Genomic DNA, 21307 nt, shown 5'->3' on the forward strand with positions numbered 1-21307 from the left:
TGTGTACGCGGCTTGCTTGCAGCGGCGTATGCGTGGCAATTTACCGGTCTCGCAAGGAGTGGTTGATGTCGCTGTCGCTGGTGATCGGAAACAAGAATTATTCGTCCTGGTCGATGCGGCCATGGGTTGCGCTGAAGGCCTGCGGCATCCCCTTCGCGGAGGTGTTTGTCCCGCTCTACACGGATGCCGCCGACAAGCAGCGCATTCTCGATGTGACCCCGTCCGGTAAGGTGCCGGCGCTCGTCGATGGCGAGATCACGGTGTGGGATTCGCTGGCGATCATCGAATATGCCGCCGAGCGTTTTCCGGATGCAAAGCTCTGGCCTGAGGACCGGGCCGCGCGCGCTCATGCGCGTTCGGTATCCGCCGAGATGCATTCCGGTTTCATGCCGCTGCGCAACGAATGCGGTATGAACCTGCACCGGCCGGTCCGCGCGAAGGCGCTGTCCGACGATGCCAAGGCCAATATCCGGCGTATCCAGCAGATCTGGGCCGATTGCCGCGCACGCTACGGCAAATATGGACCGTATCTGTTCGGCGCCTTCAGCGGCGCGGATGCCATGTATGCGCCGGTGGTGCACCGGTTCCTGACCTACGACATCGATGTCACGCCGGAAGCACGTGCGTATATGGATACGATGCAGGCGCTGCCGGCGTTCCGGCAATGGACCGACGAGGGCCTCGCCGAGACCATCGTCATTCCGCGCTTCGAGGATGACTAAAGCGTTTTCGAGCGAAGTGGACCCCGGTTCGCGTCCAGAAAACGCGTCAAAATAAAAGATCGGGCCAAGGTTCTGATTTCATCAGAATCCAGGCCCGCGCCGCCACGATTTCGTCATGACCGGGGCCGTGCCATAACAACCGCATATTGCGGGTTCATGGCAGCCCGACTTTCTTTGGAAGCATTTTCTTCGGAAATATGGCTTCCACATATGCGGGGACGACTCGATGAACGGGGTATGGGCGAATTCGCTCGATCAAATCTGGCGCGCGCCGACGCTTCCGATGTGGCTCGCGCTGGCTGCCTCCATCTTCTTCGCCCTGATCGTGCTGGCAACGCTGCTGCGCGCCGAGAAGTCCGTCGCCAATGGTGCGCTGACCGTGATCACGCTGCTGGCGATCGGCGTTGCTGCTGCGGCGACGCTGCGCAAATCCGAAACCGCAGGGCAGGACGCATCGCACGCCGTCGTTGCAATGCCTCAGGTGAATGCCTCGCTGCCGGCGCTGTCCTGCCTCGACGATCTCGCCGGCGATATGGTGCTCGCGGGCTGCGAGAAGGTGCTGTTTGGCTCGGCGGATTCGGTGGCGGCTGCCGTATCGGCCTCGGCTGCGCAGATCAATCGTTTGACGTCGTATGGCGATGTCGCCGCAGCGAATAAATCTATGACGCCTGAATTGGCGGGGCTGCGCCGCGCGATCGAGCGCGATCGCTACGGTCTGATTGCCTATGTGCTGCAATCGCGCGATCGCTGCATGCCGGAGAGCTGCGCTGCCTATGCCGCGCTGACCGATCACAAGCGGATTGCCGCGAATATGGAAGAGCGCACCTATGAGGGCCTTGTGACACGCTATGCGCCCGGCTGGAACGCGCCGCCTGCGGCTGCGGCCGCAGCGACGGGCGTGCTGGCCGGATTACCGGCGTCGGTTCCGACCGGCAAGCCGACCACGGCCGATTTCCCGTCCTCGTCCTCGATCCCGCCGATCTCGATCATGACGGAAACGCCCGTGAAGCCACCGGCGGCCGCCAATGCGCAGGCGCCGGCACCGCGCGCCGCGGCGGCAACGCCGCCACCTGCTGCCGCGAAGAAGCAGCCCGCACCGAAGACCGCCGCTCGTCCACAGGCGCCTGCCGCCCCAGCGCCCGTGCAGCTTGCACCGGAGGCTCCGCCGGCCGATAACTGAGCGGTGGATAACGCCTTGTAAAACCGCGTCGCACTGCCGATTTCTGACCCATGCCCCTGCATCTCATCAAGCTCGCCGTTGGCTGCGAATCCATCGCGGATTTCAAGAGCTATCTCTCTGAACGGATGCGCGCAGCAAAAGCGCGCGGCGCACCCCAGCATCACATCCACATCACCCGCATGGTGCCGAAACGCGATGCCGAACTGCTCGATGGCGGTTCGCTCTATTGGGTGATCAAGGGCGAGATCGCCTTGCGCGAAAAGATTCTTGCGATCGAACCGTTCCGCGACAGCGACGGTATCAATCGCTGTCGGCTGGTGATGCAGCCAAAGCCGGTCACAGTCGCGCCGCGTCCGCTGCGCCCGTTCCAGGGCTGGCGCTACCTCACCGACAAGGACGCCCCGCCGGATCTCGGCAAGGCTGCCGCGAGTATCGAGGCGATGCCGGAGCCGATGCGGCGCGAACTGCGGGAACTGGGGCTGCTGTAGCCCACAATCGTCATTCCGGGGCAGGCCGGGCCGCGCAGCGGACCGGAATGAGCCCGGAATCCCGCAGTGTTTTGCGCCGTCGGAGACTCCCATGCTGAGATTCCGGGTTCGCGTCCGGCAAGGGCCGGCCACGCCCCGGAATGACAGTGTGGGGCGGCAAGACAGCGCCTAAACATTTTTTCCTATCCTCGGTTGACGGCATCTCCATCAGGTTTATATTCCCCTTCGTCCTGTCCCACCGAGAGGGGCGATCGCGATCGTCACGTTCGCGGGGTGGGATGCGGTGGACGCCGGAGATGCGGCGTCACGCGGTTCATGGGGGAACGTCTGTCTTCGGGCAGGACGGATCTGCGCCAGCACTGCCACTGGCAAGGAGACGGCCGGCCTTCGGATGGAAAGAGCCCTGGACAGTGTGACGGACGACCAACTCGAAACGCGTTCGGCCAAGTGCTTTGCGGCTACCCTGTCCCTCCGCCCTGGGACATTAATTTTGGTGATGGGACCGTTCGCCATGGCAGATGTGCAAGCAACCGAAAAAACACCGCATGCGGAACGCCGGGCAATCGCTCGGCGCCTCCGAAAGTCCTGATGCACACTAACCTGCGGAAGACCGCATTCGCATCAGGCCCAAGGGTGCAACGGGCACCCGGCGTTCCGCACGCCCTCTCACAAGGGGGCAGGAATGCAAACCACGACGGCGCCCCCGCGCCGCAAACAACAGGGGCGATGTCGCATGTCTGAAGGACAGTGGCTGTTTGACAGTTGAATCCGCATCGAACGTCGCGGCCTGCGCGTAACGCGCGCTGTCGTCGGCACCGTCCAGCCCACCACTTCCGGAAATCCTGACCTCCGCTTTTGTGAGAGCTCGCTGACCAGATTGGTAAACAGCTTAATCACTGGCGAAAAAGCTCCCGGCTGTGTTGCATCCATTCCGCTCTGTGAAATTCACGTCCGCAGCGTGAAATGTTGTCGCTTGCCAAGGCTGCCGTGAAAGGTCACAAAAAACTGAACTGGGACGAAACACCAATCGGAGAGACGTTTGAGCATCAAGGGCAAGGCATATATCGCCGGCATCTACGAACACCCGACCCGGCATGCGCCGGACAAATCCATCGCGCAGTTGCATGCCGAAGTCGCCAAGGGCGCGCTTGAGGATGCAGGCCTGACGCACAAGGATGTCGATGGCTATTTCTGCGCAGGTGATGCGCAGGGGGGCCTGTGGCCGATGGTCGACTATCTCGGCCTCAAGCCGCGTCACGTCGACTCCACCGAGACCGGCGGCTGCTCCTACATCATCCATCTCGGCCATGCCGCGCAGGCGATTGCTGCGGGCAAGTGCTCGATCGCACTCGTCACACTGGCCGGCAAGCCGCGCACCGGCGTGATGCCGCCGCGTCTACAGGGCGCCGAAGCCGATTTCGAGACCGCTTACGGCGCGACCACGCACAATGCCTATGGCATGTGTGCCATGCGTCATATGCACGACTACGGGACGACCAGCGAACAACTCGCCTGGATCAAGGTCGCAGCCTCGCATCACGCGCAGTACAACCCGCATGCGATGCTCAAGGACGTTGTTACCGTCGAGGACGTGCTGAACTCGCCGATGATTTCCGATCCCCTGCATCGCATGGATTGCTGCGTCGTCAGTGACGGTGGCGGTGCGATGATCGTGACCACGCCCGAGATCGCCAAGAGCCTGAAGAAGCCCCTGGTGCGCCTGATCGGCCATGGCGAAGCCATGAAGGGTCCGCGCGGCGGCAAGGATCTCGACCTCACTTACTCCGCCGGTGTGTGGTCCGGTCCGCGTGCTTTCGAGGAAGCGGGCGTGACGCCGCAGGACATGAAGTATGCGTCCATCTACGACAGCTTCACCATCACCGTGCTGATGCAGCTCGAAGACCTCGGCTTCTGCAAGAAGGGCGACGGCGGCAAGTTCGTCTCCGACGGCAACCTGATCTCGGGCGTCGGCAAGCTGCCGTTCAACACCGATGGCGGCGGCCTCTGCAGCAATCATCCCGTCAATCGCGGCGGCATGACCAAGATCTTAGAGGCCGTGCGCCAGCTGCGCGGCGAAGCCCATCCCAAGGTGCAGGTGCCGAATTGCGATCTGGCGATCGCGCATGGCACCGGAGGCCTGCTCGGCGTGCGTCACGCCGCATCGACCGCTATTCTGGAGCGCGTGTAATGACTGAAGCCAAGAAGTATCCGACGCCCGCCGGCAATCCTGAATCGCAGCCGTTCTGGGATGCGGCCAAGGACGGCAAGTTCATGATCAAGCGCTGTACGACCTGCGGCGAAGCGCATTTCTTTCCGCGCGCGATCTGCCCGTTCTGTTTCTCCGACAAGACCGAATGGGAGCAGTCGTCGGGCGAGGGCGAGATCTACACCTACAGCCACATGCGCAAATCGGCGACCGGTCCCTACGTCATCGCCTATGTGACGCTGAAGGAAGGCCCCTCGGTGCAGACCAACATCGTCGACTGCGATCCGGGCAGTCTGAAGATCGGCCAGAAGGTGAAACTCGTGTGGAAGCCCACCGACGGCGCGCCGCTGCCGTTCTTCACGCCAGCGTAGCGACACACTCAAACTGTCATCACCCGCGAAAGCGGGTGATCCAGTAAACGCCGAAAGGCCTGTGTGTACTGGATCGCCCGGTCAAGCCGGGCGATGACAGTTCGGGACAAACCCAACAAGCAAGAAAATCGGGAGCGAGCTCAAATGCCCATCAACCACGAAGCCCTGATGGCGATGAAGAACATCGGCCAGAAGTATGCCTGGACCGATCGCGAAGTGATGCTCTACGCCTATGGCATCGGTATGGGCGCCGATCCGATGGACGAGAAGGAACTCGCTTTCGTCAATGAAGGCACCTATACGCCGCGTCCGCTGAAAGTCGTGCCGACCTATGCATCGGTTGCCGCATGGGGCTCCGGCCCGGGCGAGATGGGTCTCAACAAGCTGCTCGTCGTCGATGGCGAGCGCGACATCACCTTCCACAAGCCGCTGCCGGTGGCTGCGAAGATCACCGCCGATAGCAGCGTGCTCGGCGTGTTCGACAAGGGCGCCGACAAGGGCGCGGTGATCCTGCATCAGACGATCCTGCGCGATGAAGCCGGCGAGGCGCTGGCGACCTTGGTGGCCTCGCGTTTCGCCCGCGGCGATGGCGGCTTTGGCGGCAAATCGGAAGGCCAGCCCGAGCCGCATGCGATGCCGAAGCGCGCACCGGACAAGACGGTCGATATCACCACGCGGCCCGATCAGGCGTTGATCTATCGCCTGTGCGGCGACCGCAACCCGCTGCATTCCGATCCGGAATTCGCCAAGCGCGCCGGCTTCCCGCGGCCGATCCTGCACGGCATGTGCACCTATGGCATCACCTGCCGCGGCGTGCTGCAGACCTATGCCGATTACGATCCCTCCGCCTTCAAGCAGCATGCGGTGCGGTTCTCGTCGCCGGTGTTTCCCGGCGAAACCGTCAGCATGGATTTGTGGAAGGACGGCAACGTGGTGAGTTTTGAGGCCAAGGTGAAGGAACGCGGCGTCACCGTGATCAAGAGCGGCAAGACCGTGCTGGCTTAACTCAATCCTCTCGACGTTATGCCCGGGTTTGTCCCGGGCATCCACGTCTTGTTCACGAAGTAAGGCGTGGATGGCCGGGTCAAGCCCGGCCATGACGGAGCAAAACAAAAAACAAAATCATAAAAATACAGGGAGAACGTCATGGGTCTTCTCGACGGCAAGGTTGCCATCATCACTGGCGCCGGTGGCGGCCTCGGTGAAGCCTACGCGAAACTGTTCGCGCGCGAGGGTGCCTCCGTGGTGGTCAACGATCTCGGCGGCCCGCGTGACGGCTCAGGTTCCGATCTCTCCATGGCGCAGCAGGTCGTCGATGCCATCAAGAAGGAAGGCGGCAAGGCCGTCGCCAACGGTTCTGACATTTCGACCATGGCCGGCGGCCAGTCGGTGTTCGACGACGCCATCAAGGCGTTCGGCAAGGTCGACATCCTCGTCAACAATGCCGGCATCCTGCTCGATCAGACCTTCGCCAAGGCGTCCGAGGCGGCGTGGGACAAGGTCATGAAGGTGCATCTCAAAGGCACATTCTGCGTCACCCAGCCGGCCTTCAAATGGATGAAGGAAAACGGCGGCGGCGTCATCGTCAATACCTCCTCGACTTCCGGCCTGATCGGCAATTTCGGCCAGAGCAATTACGGCGCAGCCAAGGGCGGCATCTGGGGCCTGTCCAATGTGCTGGCCATCGAGGGGCGTAAATACAATATCCGCGTGTGGACGCTGGCGCCGGGCGCGCTGACGCGGATGACCGCGGACCTGCCGCGCTATATCGAAAATCCCGGCGCGGCCCTGGGACCGGGCGGCATCGCGCCGGCGGTGCTCTATATGGTCAGCGATCTCTCCGGCAGCCAGACCGGCAAGGTGCTCGGCGTGTCCGGCCCGCGCGGCGTCCGCGAGATGAAGATGATGGAAATGGAAGGCTGGAAGCCGCCCCATGACGGCTGGATTGCGCAGGACGTGGTGACTCATGCCGGCGAAATCTTCTTCTCGGAGGAGTCAAGCCAGCACGGGGCACGGCGTTTTTGAGGGGCAGTTGGGCCCGGTTCGGGCGGACAGACCGGATATTTCCCGGTAGAATGCCAGCATCCATTCACAGAGGCCCATGATGAAACTGACCGCCAAAGCCGCCGGCACCTTCGCCATCGCACCGACCCCGTTCCTCGACGACGGCCGCATCGACGACAAATCGATCGACGGCCTGACGGATTTCTATGCCCAGGTCGGCTGTGATGGCGTAACCGTGCTCGGCATCATGGGCGAGGCGCCGAAGCTGGAAGGGGCCGAGTCCGAGGCCGTGGCCACCCGCTTCATCAAGCGCGCCGGCGACAAGATGCAGATCATCGTCGGCGTTTCCGCCCCCGGTTTCGCCGCCATGCGTTCGCTGGCGCTGAAATCGATGGATGCCGGCGCTGCCGGCGTCATGATCGCCCCGCCGCCGCATCTGCGCACCGACGACCAGATCACCAACTATTTCAAGCAGGCGGTGGATGCCATTGGCGATGACGTGCCGTGGGTGCTGCAGGATTATCCGCTGACCCTCACCGTGGTCATGACCCCCGCGGTGATCCGCAAGATCATCATGGACTCCAAGTCCTGCGTGATGCTGAAGCACGAGGACTGGCCGGGCCTGGAGAAGATCACCGCGCTGCGCAACTTCCAGAAGGACGGCAGCTTGCGCGAAACCTCGATCCTCACCGGCAATGGCGGCGTGTTCCTGGATTTCGAAATGGAACGCGGCGCTGATGGCGCGATGACGGGTTATGCCTTCCCTGAGCTGTTGATCGACGTCGTCAATCTCCAGAAGAAGGGTGAGCGCGACAAGGCACATGATCTGTTCGACGCGCATCTGCCGCTGATCCGCTACGAGCAGCAGCTCGGCATCGGTCTCGCCGTTCGTAAATACGTGCTGCAGAAGCGCGGCGTTATTGCATCAAGCGTGCAGCGCAAGCCGGGTGTGGCGATCACGGCGCAGGCGAAGGCGGAGGTCGATTATCTCCTCTCGCGCGTCGCGCGCTACGACAAACGCGCGAACATCGCACCGCAGTCGAGCGCTGCGGGTTAATAACTCCCCAGAAGTGTCATGGCCGGGCTTGACCCGGCCATCCATCTTCAGGGTTGCCAAGTAGAAGATGGATGCCCGGATCAAGTCCGGGCATGACAAACGAGAGGTCGGCGATCGCCGGCACAACAGGCATCAAAGAATGCCGATCAGGGAGAAACTGAATGCCAAGCGAGCTCGGCGTTGTGCGTCCTGCTTCCACCATCCTGCTGCTGCGCAAGGGTGCAACCGACGCCATCGACGTCTTCATGATGGTGCGGCACTATCAGATCGAATTCGCATCGGGGGCGCTGGTGTTTCCTGGCGGCAGCGTCGATGCCGGAGATCGCGAGATCGGCACACAGTCCGAGCTCTATAGCGGCGGCCGGGGCCTCGATCCCGATATGCTGGCATTCCGTATCGCCGCGATCCGCGAGACCTTCGAGGAAAGCCGCATTCTGCTCGCGCGGCCGCGGGGCTCGAACGACTTGATCGCTGCGACGAAGGCGAGCGCCATCGCTGATCAGCATCGCGACGCGCTGAACGAGGGCAAGGTCAAATTCGCCGATATCATCGCCGAGAACGATCTGGAGCTCGCGCTCGATCTGCTCGTGCCCTACGCACACTGGATCACGCCGGAAGGCATGAAGAAGCGGTTCGACACCTGGTTCTTCCTCGCCGAGGCGCCGCCCGAACAGGTCGGCATGCATGACGGCAAGGAGTCCACGGACTCGATCTGGCTGTCGCCGCGCGAAGCGCTGGAAGGCGGCGCATCGGGCCGTTTCACGCTGCCGTTCCCGACCACGCGCAATCTCATCAAGCTCGGTAAGCAGCCCAGCGTCGCGGGGGCACTCGACGACGCCAACCGCACCACGATCGTCAGCGTCACGCCCATCGTCACGCGCGATGGCGACAAGCGCCAGCTACGGATTCCGATCGAGGCCGGCTATGACGGCGAGGTGTTCGAACTCACCGGCGCGCCATAGCGCGCTGGTCTATCCCGCTTTGGCTTGCGGCGCCGCGGCGGCATTCTCCCAGAATGGCCGCCGCAACTCGCGTTTCAGCACCTTGCCCGCACCCGACAGCGGGAGCGGTTCGTTGCGCACGTCCACGCTGCGTGGGCACTTGTAGCCGGCGATCTTCTCCTTGCAGAAGGCGATGACCTCGGCGGCATTGACACTCGCACCGGGCTTCGGAATGACGAAGGCATGCACGGTCTCGCCCCATTGCGGGTCGGGAATGCCGATCACGGCGCATTGCGCCACGGCCGGATGTTGTGCGACGACATTCTCGACCTCGGTGGAATAGACGTTCTCGCCGCCGGAGATGATCATGTCCTTCATCCGGTCGACGAGATAGATGTAGCCTTCGTCGTCCATGTAGCCGCCGTCGCCTGTGTGCATCCAGCCATCGATCACGGCCTTCGCGGTTTCTTCGGGGCGTTCCCAATAGCCCATCATGACGTTCTGACCGCGGACGGCGACTTCGCCGACCTCGCCATTCGGCACAGGATTGCGATCGGCGTCGACGATGCGGGCCTCGCAGCCGATCGCCGCGCGGCCACAGGCGCGTTGACGGTTCTTGGCGGTGGCTTCCTCGCCGATATGCTGATCCCACGGCAGATGCGTCGCCAGCGGCGACAGTTCGGTCATGCCGTAGAGCTGATGGAATTCGGTGCCCGGCATGCCCGCCATCGCACGCTTCAGCAGCGCGTCGTTGATCGGCGAGGCGCCATACATCATGATTTTCAGCGATGACAGATCGGCGGTCGCGAAAGCGGGGTGATCGACCAGCATCTGGATCATGGTCGGGACGATCAACGTCGCCGATACTTTCTCGCGGGCGATGGTCTGCATTACCAACTCCGGATTGAACATCCGGACGATGACATTGGTGCCGCCAGAGGCCAGCGAGGTGAACATTACGCCGCCATTGGCGACGTGAAACATCGGTGCGGCGTTGAGATAGACCGAGCCGTAAGGCAGCAGGCCTTCGCTCATCATGTGCAGCGAGTTGCTCATGATATTGCCGTGGCTCAGCATCACGCCTTTGGAACGGCCTGTGGTGCCGCCAGTGTAAAAGATACCCGCGAGATCCTCGCGTGTCCGCATCGCATCCAGCACGGGCTCTGTCGATTGGATCAGCTCATCGTAGTTGTGCGCTTCCGCGGGACCTTTTTCGTCGTCCGCATAGACCAACGTGAGTGGCATGGCCTTGGCGAGTTCGACGCCCATGGCGGCGAAGGCACTGTCGACGACCAGAGCGCTGGCGCGGCAGTCAAGTAGGGAGTCGAGAATTTCGGCTTGGCTCCAACGCACATTGGTCGGCACGATCACAGCGCCGGCCCAAGCGATGCCCAGATAGAGTTCGAGATAGCGGTCAGAGTTCAGCATCAGCACCGCCACGCGGTCGCCGTGCTTGACGCCAAGCTTTTGCAGTGCACCGGCGAGCCGCGCAACGCGATCTCCAACCTCGCGCCATGTCCGGCGGCGATCGCCATCGATGGTCGCTATCGTCTGCGGGCTGGTCTGCAGCGCACGGCGTAGGCCCTGCGTAATGTTCATGGCGTTCCCCTCGGTATTGCGGATGCTGTCTGCATCTCTGTGGCGCAATCATAGCGATGGGTGAGGGGCGGGCAAGCGAAGCCGATCGCTTATATCTCACCAGATGGTTCAAAGGATTTGCGCGAGCTTTGCGATGCAAAACGCGTCAGAGAAAAATCTGGAACTGTTCTCATCTGTTGACGATTCAACTCCTGCGCGTAACATCGTGACAGGCCCGCCAGAGGCCATTGGGAGTGAAATGCATGAGACAGCTTGCTCGTCGGGGCGCGTCTTCGCGTCCATTTTTCAACGGGACACTCAACTCACATACAATACTGCACCGTTGGCTCCGAACATCCATCGCAGCAGCGCTTGGCGCGACGTTGTTAGGCGGTGCCGCCAACGCACAGACGAAGGGCACACCGGATCATATCAAGGCCGTCACGTCGGCGATCGACAGCGCCGCAATTACAGCCAACACGGCGACGTCCAAGGACTGGCCGACTTACGGCCTCGACTATGCCGAGACGCGCTTCAGCAAGCTCAATCAGATCACGGCCGAGAACGTCAAAGATATCGGCCTGATGTGGACCTACAATCTGGAATCCATCCGCGGCGTCGAAGCGACGCCGCTTGTGGTGGACGGCATCATGTATGTGTCGGCGCCATGGAGCGTGGTGCATGCCGTCGATACCCGGACCGGCAAGCGGCTATGGACCTTCGATCCCGGCGTAGATCGCGAGAAGGGCTATCGTGGCTGCTGCGATGTCGTGAATCGCGGCGTCGCGCTCTACAAGGGCAAGGTGTTCGTCGGTGCCTATGACGGCCGGCTGGTCGCACTGGATGCCGCGACCGGCACGAAGGTCTGGGAGAAGGACACGGTCATCGACCGCAAGATGTCCTATACGATCACCGGCGCGCCGCGCGTGTTCAACGGCAAGGTCGTCATCGGCAATGGTGGCGCCGAATATGGCGTGCGCGGTTACGTTACGGCCTATGACGCTGAGACCGGCAATCAGGCATGGCGCTGGTTCACGGTGCCCGGCGATCCGGCCAAGCCGTTCGAGGACGACTCGATGGCTGCCGCGGCGAAGACCTGGGATCCGGCCGGCAAATACTGGGTCAATGGCGGCGGCGGCTCGGCCTGGGATACGATCACCTTCGATCCCGACCTGAACATGGTCTATATCGGCACCGGCAACGGCTCGCCGTGGAATCGCAATCTGCGCAGTCCGGGAGGCGGCGATAATCTCTATCTCGGCTCCATCGTCGCGCTGAATGCCGATACCGGGAAATATCTCTGGCACTATCAGGAAACGCCCGGCGACAACTGGGACTATACCTCGACGCAGCCGATGATCCTGGCCGATCTCACCATCGACGGCGCACCGCGCAAGGTGGTGCTGCACGCGCCGAAGAATGGCTTCTTCTTCGTCATCGATCGCACCAACGGCAAGTTCATCTCGGCCAAGAACTTTGTCGATGTAAACTGGGCCACCGGCTACGATGCCAGTGGTCGTCCGATCGAGGTCCCGGAAGCCCGCTCGCCGGACAAATCCTTCGACAGCATTCCCGGACCGTTCGGTGCCCATAACTGGCATCCGATGTCGTTCAATCCGCAAACCGGGCTGGTCTATCTGCCGGCGCAGGGCGTGCCTTTGAACCTCACGGGCGAGAAGGCGCTGGTGCAGAATGCGCCGGCGGAGAACAAGTTCGGCGGCACCACCGGCTGGAATGTCGGCTTCTCGCTCAACGCGGCGCCACCGAAGAATCTGCCGTTCGGGCGTCTCATCGCCTGGGATCCGGTCAAGCAGAAGGAAGCCTGGCGCGCTGAGTATATCGCACCCTGGAATGGCGGCACGCTCACGACGGCCGGCAATCTCGTGTTCCAGGGCTCCGCCGATGGCCGCTTCATCGCCTACAATGCCAAGACAGGTGAGAAGCTCTGGGAAACGCCGGTCGGCACCGGCGTGGTGGCCGCACCTGCGACCTATATGGTCGATGGCGTGCAATACATCTCGGTGGCGGTCGGGTGGGGCGGCGTATTCGGCATCACCCAGCGCGCCACCGATCGTGAGGCGCCCGGCACGGTCTACACCTTTGCCATTGGCGGCAAGGCGCCGTTGCCAGCCTTTACCAAGTACCAGATCGGCAATCTGCTGACCGGGGTCAAATACGATCCCGCTCACGTGCCGGAAGGGACTTCGATCTACGTTAATGCCTGCGCGACCTGCCACGGCGTGCCCGGCGTGGACAAGGGCGGCAATGTGCCCAACCTGGGCTATGTCTCCACCGAGACCATCACCAACCTGAAGGACATCGTGTTCAACGGGCCATTCAAGGACAAGGGCATGCCTGATTTTACCGGCAAGCTCACGGAAGCGGATGTGGTCAAGATCCAGGCCTTCATCCAGGGCACGGCCGACGCGATTAGGCCGAAATAAACACCATGCTGGACGGTTCGGCCCGATCGGGCCGTCCAGCATGTTCCCCCGGCGGCTGAAGTCGGGATATATTGGGACGCTCTGAAGTCCGGTCCCACAACCATGTCCTCTGCCATTGCGGCATTCTTTCAGCGGGTCCGATCGTCCTCGCTCTCGATCGGCCAGCTGACTTTCAGCGGGTTCCTGCTGGTGTTGACGGTGATCCTCATCACCAGCATCGCCAGCGTGGTCGCGATCCGTCATATTGACAATACCTTCGCCGAGCTTGAGCGGCTGCAGAGCGTCGGCGATCTGGCCGAAAACATCGACCGCCGCCTGATCAGCCTGCGGCTGGCAGCACGCGATTTCGTCACCGATCCCGACGCACAGCCGGAAAAGGTCTCGCAGGCTGCCACGGCGCTGGGCGATCTCCTGAAGAAGACCCGGATCGAGCTTGCGCCCGAGCAGCGCGACATGATCGACGGTGTCGACGCGCGGTTGACCAAGTACCGCGAAGGGATTGAGCGCGTCTCATCGCTGATCGCACGTCGCTCCGCTATGCTGGCGACGCTCCCGCCGCTCCGTGAGCAATTCGAGAACGCCGTTCCGGATGTGACGAATTCAAATGCCGCCAAGGCCATGTTCCGGGCGCAGAACGAGATCGCGGCGGCTTTGCTGGCGCGCGATCCGATCGGAGCCGAGCAGGCCGCCCAGCGCATGCGTGCGCTGCCGATCAGCACGCCCGCGCTTCGTGCGGCCGCCGATGCCTACACCGATGCAATCATATCGATTTCGGAAACCGAGAGCGAGATCGCCGATCTCGACAGGGATGTGCTCGGGGCGGAAGGCCGCCTGATCGGCCGGGTGACCGAATTGTTGCGGGAGCTTAGCGCCCGTCGTGGCCGGGTGCTGTCGCGCGAGTTCGCGCGCACGCTGACCGAGGCAAGATGGCAAAGCATCATCCTTGGCACGGCGGGCGTTCTGGTCGGGCTGTTGGCGGCACTGTTCGTGGTGCGGCGGATCGTGAAGCCGCTGAAGGCGATTGCCAAGTCGATCCGTGCGCTAGCTGGTGGCGCCAAGCACACGCCGATCCCAGCCATGGATCTGGAGAATGAAATCGGTGACATCGCGCGCGCCGCGGAGGTGTTCCGCAAGACGCTGGTCGATGCCGATGCCGCGCGCGAGGCGGCCTTGCATGCGTTGGCCGAGCAGAGGCTGGCGGAGGAGAGTTATCGCAAGCTGTTTGAAGGATCCGTCGACGGCATCTATGTGACGACGCCGGCAGGTGCGCTGCTCAATGCCAATCCGGCACTGGCGCGGATGATGGGGTATGATTCACCGGAAGACCTGATCCGCGCCACGCTGGATATCTCGCGCAACATCTATGTCGATCCCGCGGCGCGCGCCGAGTATCAGCAGCGCATGGCAAGCGACGGAATGGTGCGCGAATTCGAGTATCAGGTCCGTCAACGGCACGACACGGTCCTCTGGCTGTCCGACAGCGCCACGGCGGTCCGCGACGAGAATAGCGAGGTTGTGCGCTATGAGGGAACAGTCCGCGACATCACCAACCAGAAACATGCCGAAGCCGCGATCAGGGAAGGTCGCAGGTTGCTGCAGCAGGTCATCGATACCGTTCCTGCCGTCATCAACGTAAAAGATACCGATCTGCGATACGTCCTGATGAACCGCTACATGGCGGGAATTTTCGGCATCGAGCCCGGTGAGGCGATCGGGAAAACAACTGGCGAGTTGATGATGCGCTTTGGCGCGTCGAAGACCGACTCGCCTGACAAGATGGTGCTGGCGACCAGGAAGGGCCTTGGCTTCTACGAGGAAGAATACAAGGACGCGGCCGGCGTCATGCGGCAGTGGCTGGTCAACAAGCTGCCTTTGCTGACGACCGATGGTGATATCCAGAACATCGTGACCGTGGCGCTCGATATCGGCCAGCGCAAGCGCAGCGAGCAGGAGATGCTCAAGGCCAAGGACGCCGCTGAGACAGCGCTACGCAATCTGCGTGAGACGCAGAATTCCTTGATCGAGGCGGAGAAGCTCGCGGCGCTTGGACGGCTGGTTGCCGGTGTGGCCCATGAGGTCAACAATCCCGTGGGCATCAGCCTGACCGTGGCGTCATCGCTGGAACGCAAGATCGCGCTGTTCGGCGAGGAGGTTGCGCGCGGCGAGCTGCGCCGCTCGACCCTGACTGAGTTCATCGAGTCCAACCGCGACGCGGCGGCACAATTGGTTGCTAATCTCAATCGCGCGGCTGAGTTGATCCAGTCGTTCAAGCAGGTTTCCGCCGACCGCAATTATTCCGACCAGCGCGTCTTTGATCTCGCCGATCTCACCGAGCAGGTGGTGATGAGTTTGAAGCCAGGATTACGAAAACAAAAGCTGGCGCTTTCGGTCGACTGCAAGCCGGGACTGACGATGAACAGCTATCCGGGTCCGTATGGTCAGGTGCTGACCAATCTGTTCCTCAATTCCGTAGCTCATGCATTTCCCGATGGCAATGGTGGCTCGGTCGAGATCAAGGTGCAAGAAGCCGGCAACGATCATGTGGAAATTCTTTTCGCGGATAACGGCGTCGGCATGAGCCCTGAGGTCCGGCGGCGTGCTTTCGACCCGTTCTTCACGACGCGCCGGGATCAGGGTGGCACAGGCCTGGGCCTGCACATCGTCTACAGCATCGTCACCAGCCGCCTCGGTGGTCGTCTGCATCTGCAGTCCGATCCGGGGCAGGGAACGCGCATCCAGATCATCCTGCCGCGCGTCGCGCCGCTGGAGATGGCTGCGGAATAGCGGCCGCTGCTACTGCTGAAATTCCGCAAGCTTGCGCAGTGTCGCGCGGAATATCTGGCTGTGCTTGCCGACGAGCGCTGTGCCGTTCATCGTCGCCGACGTATCCGTGAAAGTACCCGACAGACCGATACCGACCGGTTGGCTCTGGCCACCGAACAGTGGACTCATGTCAGGGCTGGGCGTGTGCTGCATGACGGAAACCTCGCCCTTGAAGGTGCCGGCTTCCTTGTTGAGAACATAGGTACCGACGTAGAACAGGTACGCGTCGCCGCCGAGCAGTTCGCCTTCGCGAAAGGTTACAACACCGCTGCCCTTGCCTGAACGCCCGTCGAGAAGCTCGACATGGATCGAGTAGAGTCCATTCTTCATAATAGCCCGATGGCGCGAACCCGTCCCTTGGTTGCGCAATCAGAAGTATTGCAAAGACCGTATACCAACGTCAACGCATTCGCGGGCGCTGTTGGTGCACGAGCGAAAGACCGAGTGACGCAGGTGCGCTCGCTTGCCGCCTTGGCACTTCACGACGAGGGCGTTCTTAAATACCTCTGCCATTGAAGTTATCACCACAAATTCGCTGCAGTGCGAAGAGAGCCTGCCGGTGCTAACGGAGAATCGCCTATCGTTTGATTGGGCGTCTGCCGCGAAGTTGAAGCGCAGCCGTTCTTCGATAGTCGTATGATGCGCTTTGCGTGAGTGACTACGGAAGAGGCGGGCACGTTGCCCGCGACAAACCTGAACATCATTGTGCCGGCCGGGGGCTGGAGCAAGCAAATGAGCGACTGGATGACTTCCGGCGCCGACGCGCCGTGTTCGCCAACTACTATCTCTCACGATCGACGCGTCCGGCGTCGTGCAGGCAGGCTGAAGCTGGGAGTGCCGACCTTGTGTATTGCGGCTCTGTTATCTGTGCCGCTGATGCAATCGGTCGCTGCGCGCGATCGCGGACAATTCGCCAATACCAGCCCCGATCTGAAAGCCTGGTTCGATAGTCTGCGCAGCGGCAAGGGTCCGTGTTGTTCCGATGCAGACGGCAGCGCCGTCAGCGATGTGGATTGGGAATCCAACAGTGGACACTACAAGGTGCGGATCGACGGGATGTGGCTCGACGTACCTGACGAAGCTGTCATCACGGTGCCGAACCGCGTCGGTCGCACCATGGTGTGGCCGATACAGGGGTCGTCCGGCACAGTGATCCGTTGTTTCATGCCAGGTAGCATGACGTAGCTGGTCACAACGCCCGGCGGACCGATGCGAGCGCGGCGATCAGCGAGATCGCCGCGAGGACAATGACCGCGGCGCCATAGATATCGAGCGTCAGCGGCAGGCCGAGCGTCGGGATCGCCAAGCCTGCGACGATAGTCGGCAGGCTGAAGGCGAGATAGCAGATGATGAAAATTACGGAGAGCAATCCAGCGCGTTCATGCGCGGGGACAAGCGGCACAACGGTCCGGATGCTACCGAAGAATCCGGCGCCGAAGCCGAAACCGGCAATGACGGTGCCGACCAATAGTTGCGGGATGCTCTGTGTGTAGACCCCGCCCAGCGTGATCACCACGCCGAGAATAAGACACACCATGCTGCGGATCAGAATGGTGGTGCCAGGCCATTTGCGCGCCACCAGCATAGAGGCGGCACCGCTCAAGGTCAGCGCCGTCACGGCGATTCCACCAAGGAGAGGCGAATTCGATCCGGTGATGAGCCGGAGCAGCGAGGGCATCAGCGACAAGTAGAATCCGCCCAACGCCCAGACGGCAACGTTGCCCGGCGAGACTAGGGTCAAGGGTTGTCGCACGTGAGGCGGTACGGTCACGATCGGTCGGAGCGACGCCCATGCGCCGGGACGACGCGCAACCGTTTCCGGCATCCACCACAGCAGAACGGCTTGTATGAGCGTTACTGCGAGGAGCAGCAGATAGACCAGTTGGGTCGGCATTGGCGCGTAGCTGACGAGCACGCCTGATAGCAACGCGCCGATCCCTGTGCCCGTTACGGGCGTCAGGCTGTTCATCAGCGATCCGTGCGCGCGGTTCAGATCGAGCATGGCAGCACCGATGGTGCCGAAGGCAATGCCGGTTGCAAATCCCTGAATGATGCGGGCGGTGATCAGTGCCACGACGGAATCTGCCGTAATGAAAACCAGCAGTGCCAGGACATTCAGGATCAGCGCCGAGAACATCACGGGCCGGCGACCGATATAATCCGACAATCCCCCGACCGTCAGCAGCGCAACCAGCAGACTGAGCGCATAGGCGGAGAACACCGTCGTGACCATGACCGGCGAGAGGTGCCAGTGGTCCTGATAGATCCGGTAGAGTGGTGTCGGTGCGCTGGCGAACATGGCGACAGTGCCGAGCGTTGCGATCTGAAAAATAATGGCAGCGCGACGCGTCATCACGCCTTTCGGCCGGGCGTCGAGATTGCTGGACATCGGGGAAGAGACCTAATGGACAAGGTGGGGCAAGCCCAATGGTCGCTTCCGTCCTTGATTGATTTTACCGCTGTCCAATGCTTGCTCAGGTGATGCGCGGAGCAACAGCAGAGAAAGATGATGCATGCATGGCCAAGCCTTCACAACGGCGGCTGGCTCGCGCGCCCTGTGCGAGATTGCATGGCTCGTCTGGATCGCGCCCCTTAACACGGCGCGAATCTTTCCTATACTCAGGCTGTCACGAACAATGAAAGGAGGTGGTCCAGTGTCTAATTCCAAGCGCTGTCACCTCGCTGAGGCCGCCCGCTAAGCTCACTCTTTGAGCTTCGGAAGGGCGTCTCGGCGCCTGGTTCAGCGAGAACAGGGAAGGGGGCGCGCCGAGTGATCGGTGCGCCCTTTCTTCTGAGCGCAAACCTGTCGCGCCGTGAAACATGACGCTTGATCTGCCGGTCATCCGTGACAATCTATCAGACGTTGCTTGTGTCCGGAGTAGCAGCAATGCCGGGAACACCGCGCGATCTGGCGGAGAGAATGGCCGCGCGCCAGCAGCGGCGTGCCCTTGATGACGGCTATGTGCGCGAGAGCTTCACACAGCCACGCGAAAACGCCCGCAAGATGGCGCGGGCGTTTCTGGATCGGTTCCCGAAGCAAGCCTACATGAGCGAAGTTGAGCGCTGGCGCGAGCTGCCAGACGGCGACATTGAATTTACGATGCGGCGGCTGCGGACCGCTGATTGAGCTGACAGGCGGCAATCATCTGGCTGATGTCGTGCTCGCTCATGCCTGTAGCGGCCGATTTCTCGACTGGATCGGCGGCACATGCGTGGATCGCATAGCCGATATCGAGAAGACGACGCGGCGGATCTTCCTCGCCCAGGCCGACTTCCATCACCAAGCCACTCTCGACGGCATGCCGCCAGACATCGGATTTGTTGGGGAAGGCCTTGCTGACTTTGACCGAATTTGAAAACAGCGCGTAGGGCATGCGGCAACCTCCGTGATGAGGCGATAACGCGGAATATGGCATCTGGTTGCGCTGCAGCAAGCCCCACTTTCGTTATCCACGAGGTCGTGATGATCGATCGGCCGTCAGTCCCGCTGGGTAATCCGCAATTCCAGCAGCGCCATGGTCTGGAGCATCGTGGGATCGCGTTCACCCTCGCTTGTGGTGCGCAGGATGCTTTCGGCGATGGATTGCACGTGAGCGGAGTTGACGGGATGCGGCAGCGTTGAAACAGCCCCGTCCAGCGCTTGTTTCATCACTGAGATTGTGTCTGGCGGAAACGCGGCATGGGAAAAATTCTTCACGGTGGCTCCCGGGTTCAAACGGATAAACGCACCCAACTGTTCACGGGACAACAAGAGTTCGGGCGCGCGAATGTTCCTGCCGCAAAGTTGGGCAGATCCGTGGAGAGCGTCAGCCGCTGCGTGTCGGTGCCAGGTTCCGGAAACGGTCGCAGGGATGTCAGGATTCGGTGTCAGCCGGCCGAGCGGCTTTCTTCTTGGCGCCCTGTCGCAGAAATGTCGCGCCGATTTCCTCGCCATTGACCCAGGCCAGCTCGCAGCGACGGAACGCCAGTCCTGTGGACGACAGCAGCAGGAAGAATTCCTTGAGATTAATGCCCTCGATCGAACTCTCGACGATAAGGCGTGCGCCCGTCTCGGACACGTCCATGATGCGGCAGCTGCGGCGCCATGTGCCGTCAATGGCCATGAGCCAGACAGGGAAACCGCGCTCGAACGCGACGCGGCCAGCATTTGGTTTTTCAGGGGTCATCGACGCTTCCTTGGCGCCGGGGATTTTAAATTGGATGGTGGTAACGGCTGGTAAATGCCGCTGACGGCAGACTTTGCGGTTCAGCACGCCATCGAGATGTTGTTTTCAAAGAGCGCCGCGGCGCACAGCCTTATTCGGTTGAATCGTGCAACCGCAACGACGGGTTTCAGACGCGGCGGTTGTGGAGGTGCGCGTTAACGGAATGGTTACAAGCTGGTGCAATGTAAAGTGGAATCCCTGGCTTGTTGAAGGGCCTCGGTGGAGCACGTTACTGCATGAACACGCCAGCTGCCCTGATATCTGCCGGCGTGGGTGCAGCGTTTTTTGCGGCCGCATCCGTGTTCTATTATCAGCCGTCCTTCATTCGGCCCGACTATGCGCTGGATGCCATCCTGACAACCAATAACTCGAAGGCGCGTGCTGCAGTCATGCGACTCTTGCTCAATCCGTCATCTGCGCAATTCGATGGCTTGCGGTCGGTCCAGGTCGATAACAGGAAATATGTTTGCGGCAGCGTGAACGCCAAGGACAAATCGGGAGCTTACACCGGGCATCGAGCTTTCGTTTACACGGTCGCCATCGACTTTGCGCGTATCGACGACGATGGAGAGATCGCGCAACGGCACGATGCGTACAAGGCTTGTCCGGTCTCTGAAGAAGAAGAGAAGCTGGCTCAACAGAAGATCGGCATATCACCCAGTGCGCTCCAGGCGATCAAGCTGGTTCAAAAGACGCTGCCGACAGCCGATCCGTCAGTGCTTACGGATATGGCGTCGCAACTATCACCTGCGGGCAGTGGACCGGCCGGGACGACCGAGCAGCAACTCGGACGTCTGGCAGGCCAACCCGGCTCCGGCGGGCAGCAATCGGGAAACCAGACATTCAAAACCACGCCCGGCCCCGAAGCCGACTGGCGTGCCGACAAGCCGCCGACCGCGTGGCCAGTCTTTCCGCCGGACCACGTGTTGGCAAAGCATGTGCAGAAACGAACGAATGCCGAGGCGTTGGTGCTGGCAAAATCGGTTGAAGATCTCTGGGCGAAGTCCAAAGCGGGAACCTCATCTCAGCGGCCTTCGCCGGACGAAATTCGGGAAGCCCTCCGGGCTTTGATGGCCATCGATGCCAAGAGTGCCGAGTTTCCCCAAGCTTGGGCGGCATTCGTGCGGCTGCGGACGATCGAGCGCGAAGCGAGCGCCTAGTCTCTGGAAAAGCCGAATGGACACAGGCGTTTAAGGGCACCTGTGATGGTGCACTCGGAGCGATTCGAACGCCCGACCCTCGGAATCGAAATCCGATGCTCTATCCAGCTGAGCTACGAGTGCGACGG

20 protein-coding genes and 1 tRNA gene are annotated in these 21307 nt (G+C 61.6%); 14 read left to right on the forward strand and 7 right to left on the reverse strand.

Annotated elements, in window-relative coordinates; translation table 11 throughout:
* Positions 1-65: 65 nt before the first annotated feature.
* From AB8B20_RS00825 to AB8B20_RS00865, 9 genes are all read left to right on the forward strand, one after another.
* The gene (locus AB8B20_RS00825; protein ID WP_120290250.1) at positions 66-722 is read left to right on the forward strand and encodes a glutathione S-transferase family protein; all 657 of its coding nucleotides are present in this window, start codon (positions 66-68) and stop codon (positions 720-722) included.
* A gap of 226 nt (positions 723-948) precedes the next feature.
* Entirely contained in the window at positions 949-1902 is a 954-nt protein-coding gene (locus AB8B20_RS00830) for a hypothetical protein (protein WP_439071359.1), read from the forward strand.
* Between the two features lie 50 nt (positions 1903-1952).
* Positions 1953-2390 carry a DUF1489 family protein gene (locus tag AB8B20_RS00835; RefSeq protein WP_116664113.1) on the forward strand — a complete coding sequence of 146 codons (438 nt, stop codon included), beginning with the start codon at positions 1953-1955 and terminating at the stop codon, positions 2388-2390.
* A 1039-nt stretch (positions 2391-3429) separates the two neighbouring features.
* The gene (locus tag AB8B20_RS00840) at positions 3430-4578 is read left to right on the forward strand and encodes a thiolase domain-containing protein (RefSeq protein WP_068730675.1); all 1149 of its coding nucleotides are present in this window, start codon (positions 3430-3432) and stop codon (positions 4576-4578) included.
* Complete coding sequence (locus AB8B20_RS00845) at positions 4578-4967, forward strand: Zn-ribbon domain-containing OB-fold protein (protein WP_089267252.1); 390 nt, start codon at positions 4578-4580, stop codon at positions 4965-4967. Before AB8B20_RS00840 ends, AB8B20_RS00845 begins: the two co-directional genes overlap by 1 nt.
* 144 nt (positions 4968-5111) lie before the next feature.
* Entirely contained in the window at positions 5112-5972 is an 861-nt protein-coding gene (locus AB8B20_RS00850; protein WP_439071360.1) for a MaoC/PaaZ C-terminal domain-containing protein, read from the forward strand.
* A 141-nt stretch (positions 5973-6113) separates the two neighbouring features.
* Positions 6114-6992 (forward strand): SDR family oxidoreductase, encoded by an 879-nt coding sequence (locus tag AB8B20_RS00855; protein WP_439071361.1) that lies wholly within the window; start codon positions 6114-6116, stop codon positions 6990-6992.
* Positions 6993-7071: 79 nt separating this feature from the next.
* Positions 7072-8028, forward strand: coding sequence for a dihydrodipicolinate synthase family protein (locus AB8B20_RS00860; protein ID WP_439073006.1), 957 nt, complete (start codon positions 7072-7074; stop codon positions 8026-8028).
* Between the two features lie 161 nt (positions 8029-8189).
* Entirely contained in the window at positions 8190-8990 is an 801-nt protein-coding gene (locus AB8B20_RS00865) for an NUDIX hydrolase (protein ID WP_439058165.1), read from the forward strand.
* A 9-nt stretch (positions 8991-8999) separates the two neighbouring features.
* On the opposite strand, the gene AB8B20_RS00870 is transcribed toward AB8B20_RS00865, so the two are convergent.
* The gene (locus tag AB8B20_RS00870) at positions 9000-10568 is read right to left on the reverse strand and encodes a long-chain-fatty-acid--CoA ligase (protein WP_439071362.1); all 1569 of its coding nucleotides are present in this window, start codon (positions 10566-10568) and stop codon (positions 9000-9002) included.
* A 242-nt stretch (positions 10569-10810) separates the two neighbouring features.
* Between AB8B20_RS00870 and AB8B20_RS00875 the strand changes: the two genes are divergently transcribed.
* Positions 10811-12991 carry a PQQ-dependent dehydrogenase, methanol/ethanol family gene (locus AB8B20_RS00875; protein ID WP_439071363.1) on the forward strand — a complete coding sequence of 727 codons (2181 nt, stop codon included), beginning with the start codon at positions 10811-10813 and terminating at the stop codon, positions 12989-12991.
* A 102-nt stretch (positions 12992-13093) separates the two neighbouring features.
* Positions 13094-15775, forward strand: coding sequence for a PAS domain S-box protein (locus AB8B20_RS00880; protein ID WP_439071364.1), 2682 nt, complete (start codon positions 13094-13096; stop codon positions 15773-15775).
* Between the two features lie 9 nt (positions 15776-15784).
* On the opposite strand, the gene AB8B20_RS00885 is transcribed toward AB8B20_RS00880, so the two are convergent.
* Positions 15785-16144 carry a GrlR family regulatory protein gene (locus tag AB8B20_RS00885; protein ID WP_089267259.1) on the reverse strand — a complete coding sequence of 120 codons (360 nt, stop codon included), beginning with the start codon at positions 16142-16144 and terminating at the stop codon, positions 15785-15787.
* Between the two features lie 402 nt (positions 16145-16546).
* Between AB8B20_RS00885 and AB8B20_RS00890 the strand changes: the two genes are divergently transcribed.
* A complete protein-coding gene (locus tag AB8B20_RS00890) occupies positions 16547-16999 on the forward strand; it encodes a hypothetical protein (protein ID WP_439071365.1) in 453 nt (150 codons plus the stop codon).
* Positions 17000-17003: 4 nt separating this feature from the next.
* Here the strand turns inward: AB8B20_RS00890 and AB8B20_RS00895 are convergent, their stop codons facing one another.
* Positions 17004-18203 carry an MFS transporter gene (locus AB8B20_RS00895; RefSeq protein ID WP_439071366.1) on the reverse strand — a complete coding sequence of 400 codons (1200 nt, stop codon included), beginning with the start codon at positions 18201-18203 and terminating at the stop codon, positions 17004-17006.
* 498 nt (positions 18204-18701) lie between these two features.
* Here AB8B20_RS00895 and AB8B20_RS00900 point away from each other — a divergent pair, with 498 nt between their 5' ends.
* Entirely contained in the window at positions 18702-18941 is a 240-nt protein-coding gene (locus tag AB8B20_RS00900; protein WP_439071367.1) for a hypothetical protein, read from the forward strand.
* Here the strand turns inward: AB8B20_RS00900 and AB8B20_RS00905 are convergent.
* From AB8B20_RS00905 to AB8B20_RS00915, 3 genes are all read right to left on the reverse strand, one after another.
* Positions 18910-19188: a hypothetical protein gene (locus AB8B20_RS00905; protein WP_439071368.1), complete on the reverse strand. Its 279-nt coding sequence runs from the start codon at positions 19186-19188 to the stop codon at positions 18910-18912. The genes AB8B20_RS00900 and AB8B20_RS00905 overlap by 32 nt on opposite strands.
* A gap of 104 nt (positions 19189-19292) precedes the next feature.
* A complete protein-coding gene (locus AB8B20_RS00910; RefSeq protein ID WP_093759133.1) occupies positions 19293-19511 on the reverse strand; it encodes a hypothetical protein in 219 nt (72 codons plus the stop codon).
* Between the two features lie 157 nt (positions 19512-19668).
* The gene (locus AB8B20_RS00915; protein ID WP_089267262.1) at positions 19669-19980 is read right to left on the reverse strand and encodes a pilus assembly protein PilZ; all 312 of its coding nucleotides are present in this window, start codon (positions 19978-19980) and stop codon (positions 19669-19671) included.
* Between the two features lie 242 nt (positions 19981-20222).
* Between AB8B20_RS00915 and AB8B20_RS00920 the strand changes: the two genes are divergently transcribed.
* Entirely contained in the window at positions 20223-21179 is a 957-nt protein-coding gene (locus AB8B20_RS00920; protein ID WP_439071369.1) for a hypothetical protein, read from the forward strand.
* Positions 21180-21225: 46 nt separating this feature from the next.
* Here the strand turns inward: AB8B20_RS00920 and AB8B20_RS00925 are convergent.
* Positions 21226-21302 (reverse strand) — tRNA-Arg (locus AB8B20_RS00925).
* Positions 21303-21307 lie beyond the last annotated feature (5 nt).

This window comes from Tardiphaga sp. 866_E4_N1_4, assembly GCF_052076075.1.
In the GTDB taxonomy this organism is placed as follows: Bacteria; Pseudomonadota; Alphaproteobacteria; order Rhizobiales; family Xanthobacteraceae; genus Tardiphaga; species Tardiphaga robiniae.

Excerpts from the sequence above, each read along its gene's own strand:
- AB8B20_RS00885 (WP_089267259.1), bottom strand. The coding sequence starts at position 16,144 with ATGAAGAATGGACTCTACTCGATCCATGTCGAGCTTCTCGACGGGCGT.
- AB8B20_RS00890 (WP_439071365.1), top strand. The coding sequence starts at position 16,547 with ATGAGCGACTGGATGACTTCCGGCGCCGACGCGCCGTGTTCGCCAACT.
- AB8B20_RS00845 (WP_089267252.1), top strand. The coding sequence starts at position 4,578 with ATGACTGAAGCCAAGAAGTATCCGACGCCCGCCGGCAATCCTGAATCG.
- AB8B20_RS00900 (WP_439071367.1), top strand. The coding sequence starts at position 18,702 with ATGCCGGGAACACCGCGCGATCTGGCGGAGAGAATGGCCGCGCGCCAG.
- AB8B20_RS00830 (WP_439071359.1), top strand. The coding sequence starts at position 949 with ATGAACGGGGTATGGGCGAATTCGCTCGATCAAATCTGGCGCGCGCCG.
- AB8B20_RS00855 (WP_439071361.1), top strand. The coding sequence starts at position 6,114 with ATGGGTCTTCTCGACGGCAAGGTTGCCATCATCACTGGCGCCGGTGGC.
- AB8B20_RS00880 (WP_439071364.1), top strand. The coding sequence starts at position 13,094 with ATGTCCTCTGCCATTGCGGCATTCTTTCAGCGGGTCCGATCGTCCTCG.
- AB8B20_RS00835 (WP_116664113.1), top strand. The coding sequence starts at position 1,953 with ATGCCCCTGCATCTCATCAAGCTCGCCGTTGGCTGCGAATCCATCGCG.
- AB8B20_RS00895 (WP_439071366.1), bottom strand. The coding sequence starts at position 18,203 with ATGTCCAGCAATCTCGACGCCCGGCCGAAAGGCGTGATGACGCGTCGC.
- AB8B20_RS00825 (WP_120290250.1), top strand. The coding sequence starts at position 66 with ATGTCGCTGTCGCTGGTGATCGGAAACAAGAATTATTCGTCCTGGTCG.
- AB8B20_RS00860 (WP_439073006.1), top strand. The coding sequence starts at position 7,072 with ATGAAACTGACCGCCAAAGCCGCCGGCACCTTCGCCATCGCACCGACC.
- AB8B20_RS00865 (WP_439058165.1), top strand. The coding sequence starts at position 8,190 with ATGCCAAGCGAGCTCGGCGTTGTGCGTCCTGCTTCCACCATCCTGCTG.
- AB8B20_RS00850 (WP_439071360.1), top strand. The coding sequence starts at position 5,112 with ATGCCCATCAACCACGAAGCCCTGATGGCGATGAAGAACATCGGCCAG.
- AB8B20_RS00905 (WP_439071368.1), bottom strand. The coding sequence starts at position 19,188 with ATGCCCTACGCGCTGTTTTCAAATTCGGTCAAAGTCAGCAAGGCCTTC.
- AB8B20_RS00915 (WP_089267262.1), bottom strand. The coding sequence starts at position 19,980 with ATGACCCCTGAAAAACCAAATGCTGGCCGCGTCGCGTTCGAGCGCGGT.
- AB8B20_RS00875 (WP_439071363.1), top strand. The coding sequence starts at position 10,811 with ATGAGACAGCTTGCTCGTCGGGGCGCGTCTTCGCGTCCATTTTTCAAC.
- AB8B20_RS00870 (WP_439071362.1), bottom strand. The coding sequence starts at position 10,568 with ATGAACATTACGCAGGGCCTACGCCGTGCGCTGCAGACCAGCCCGCAG.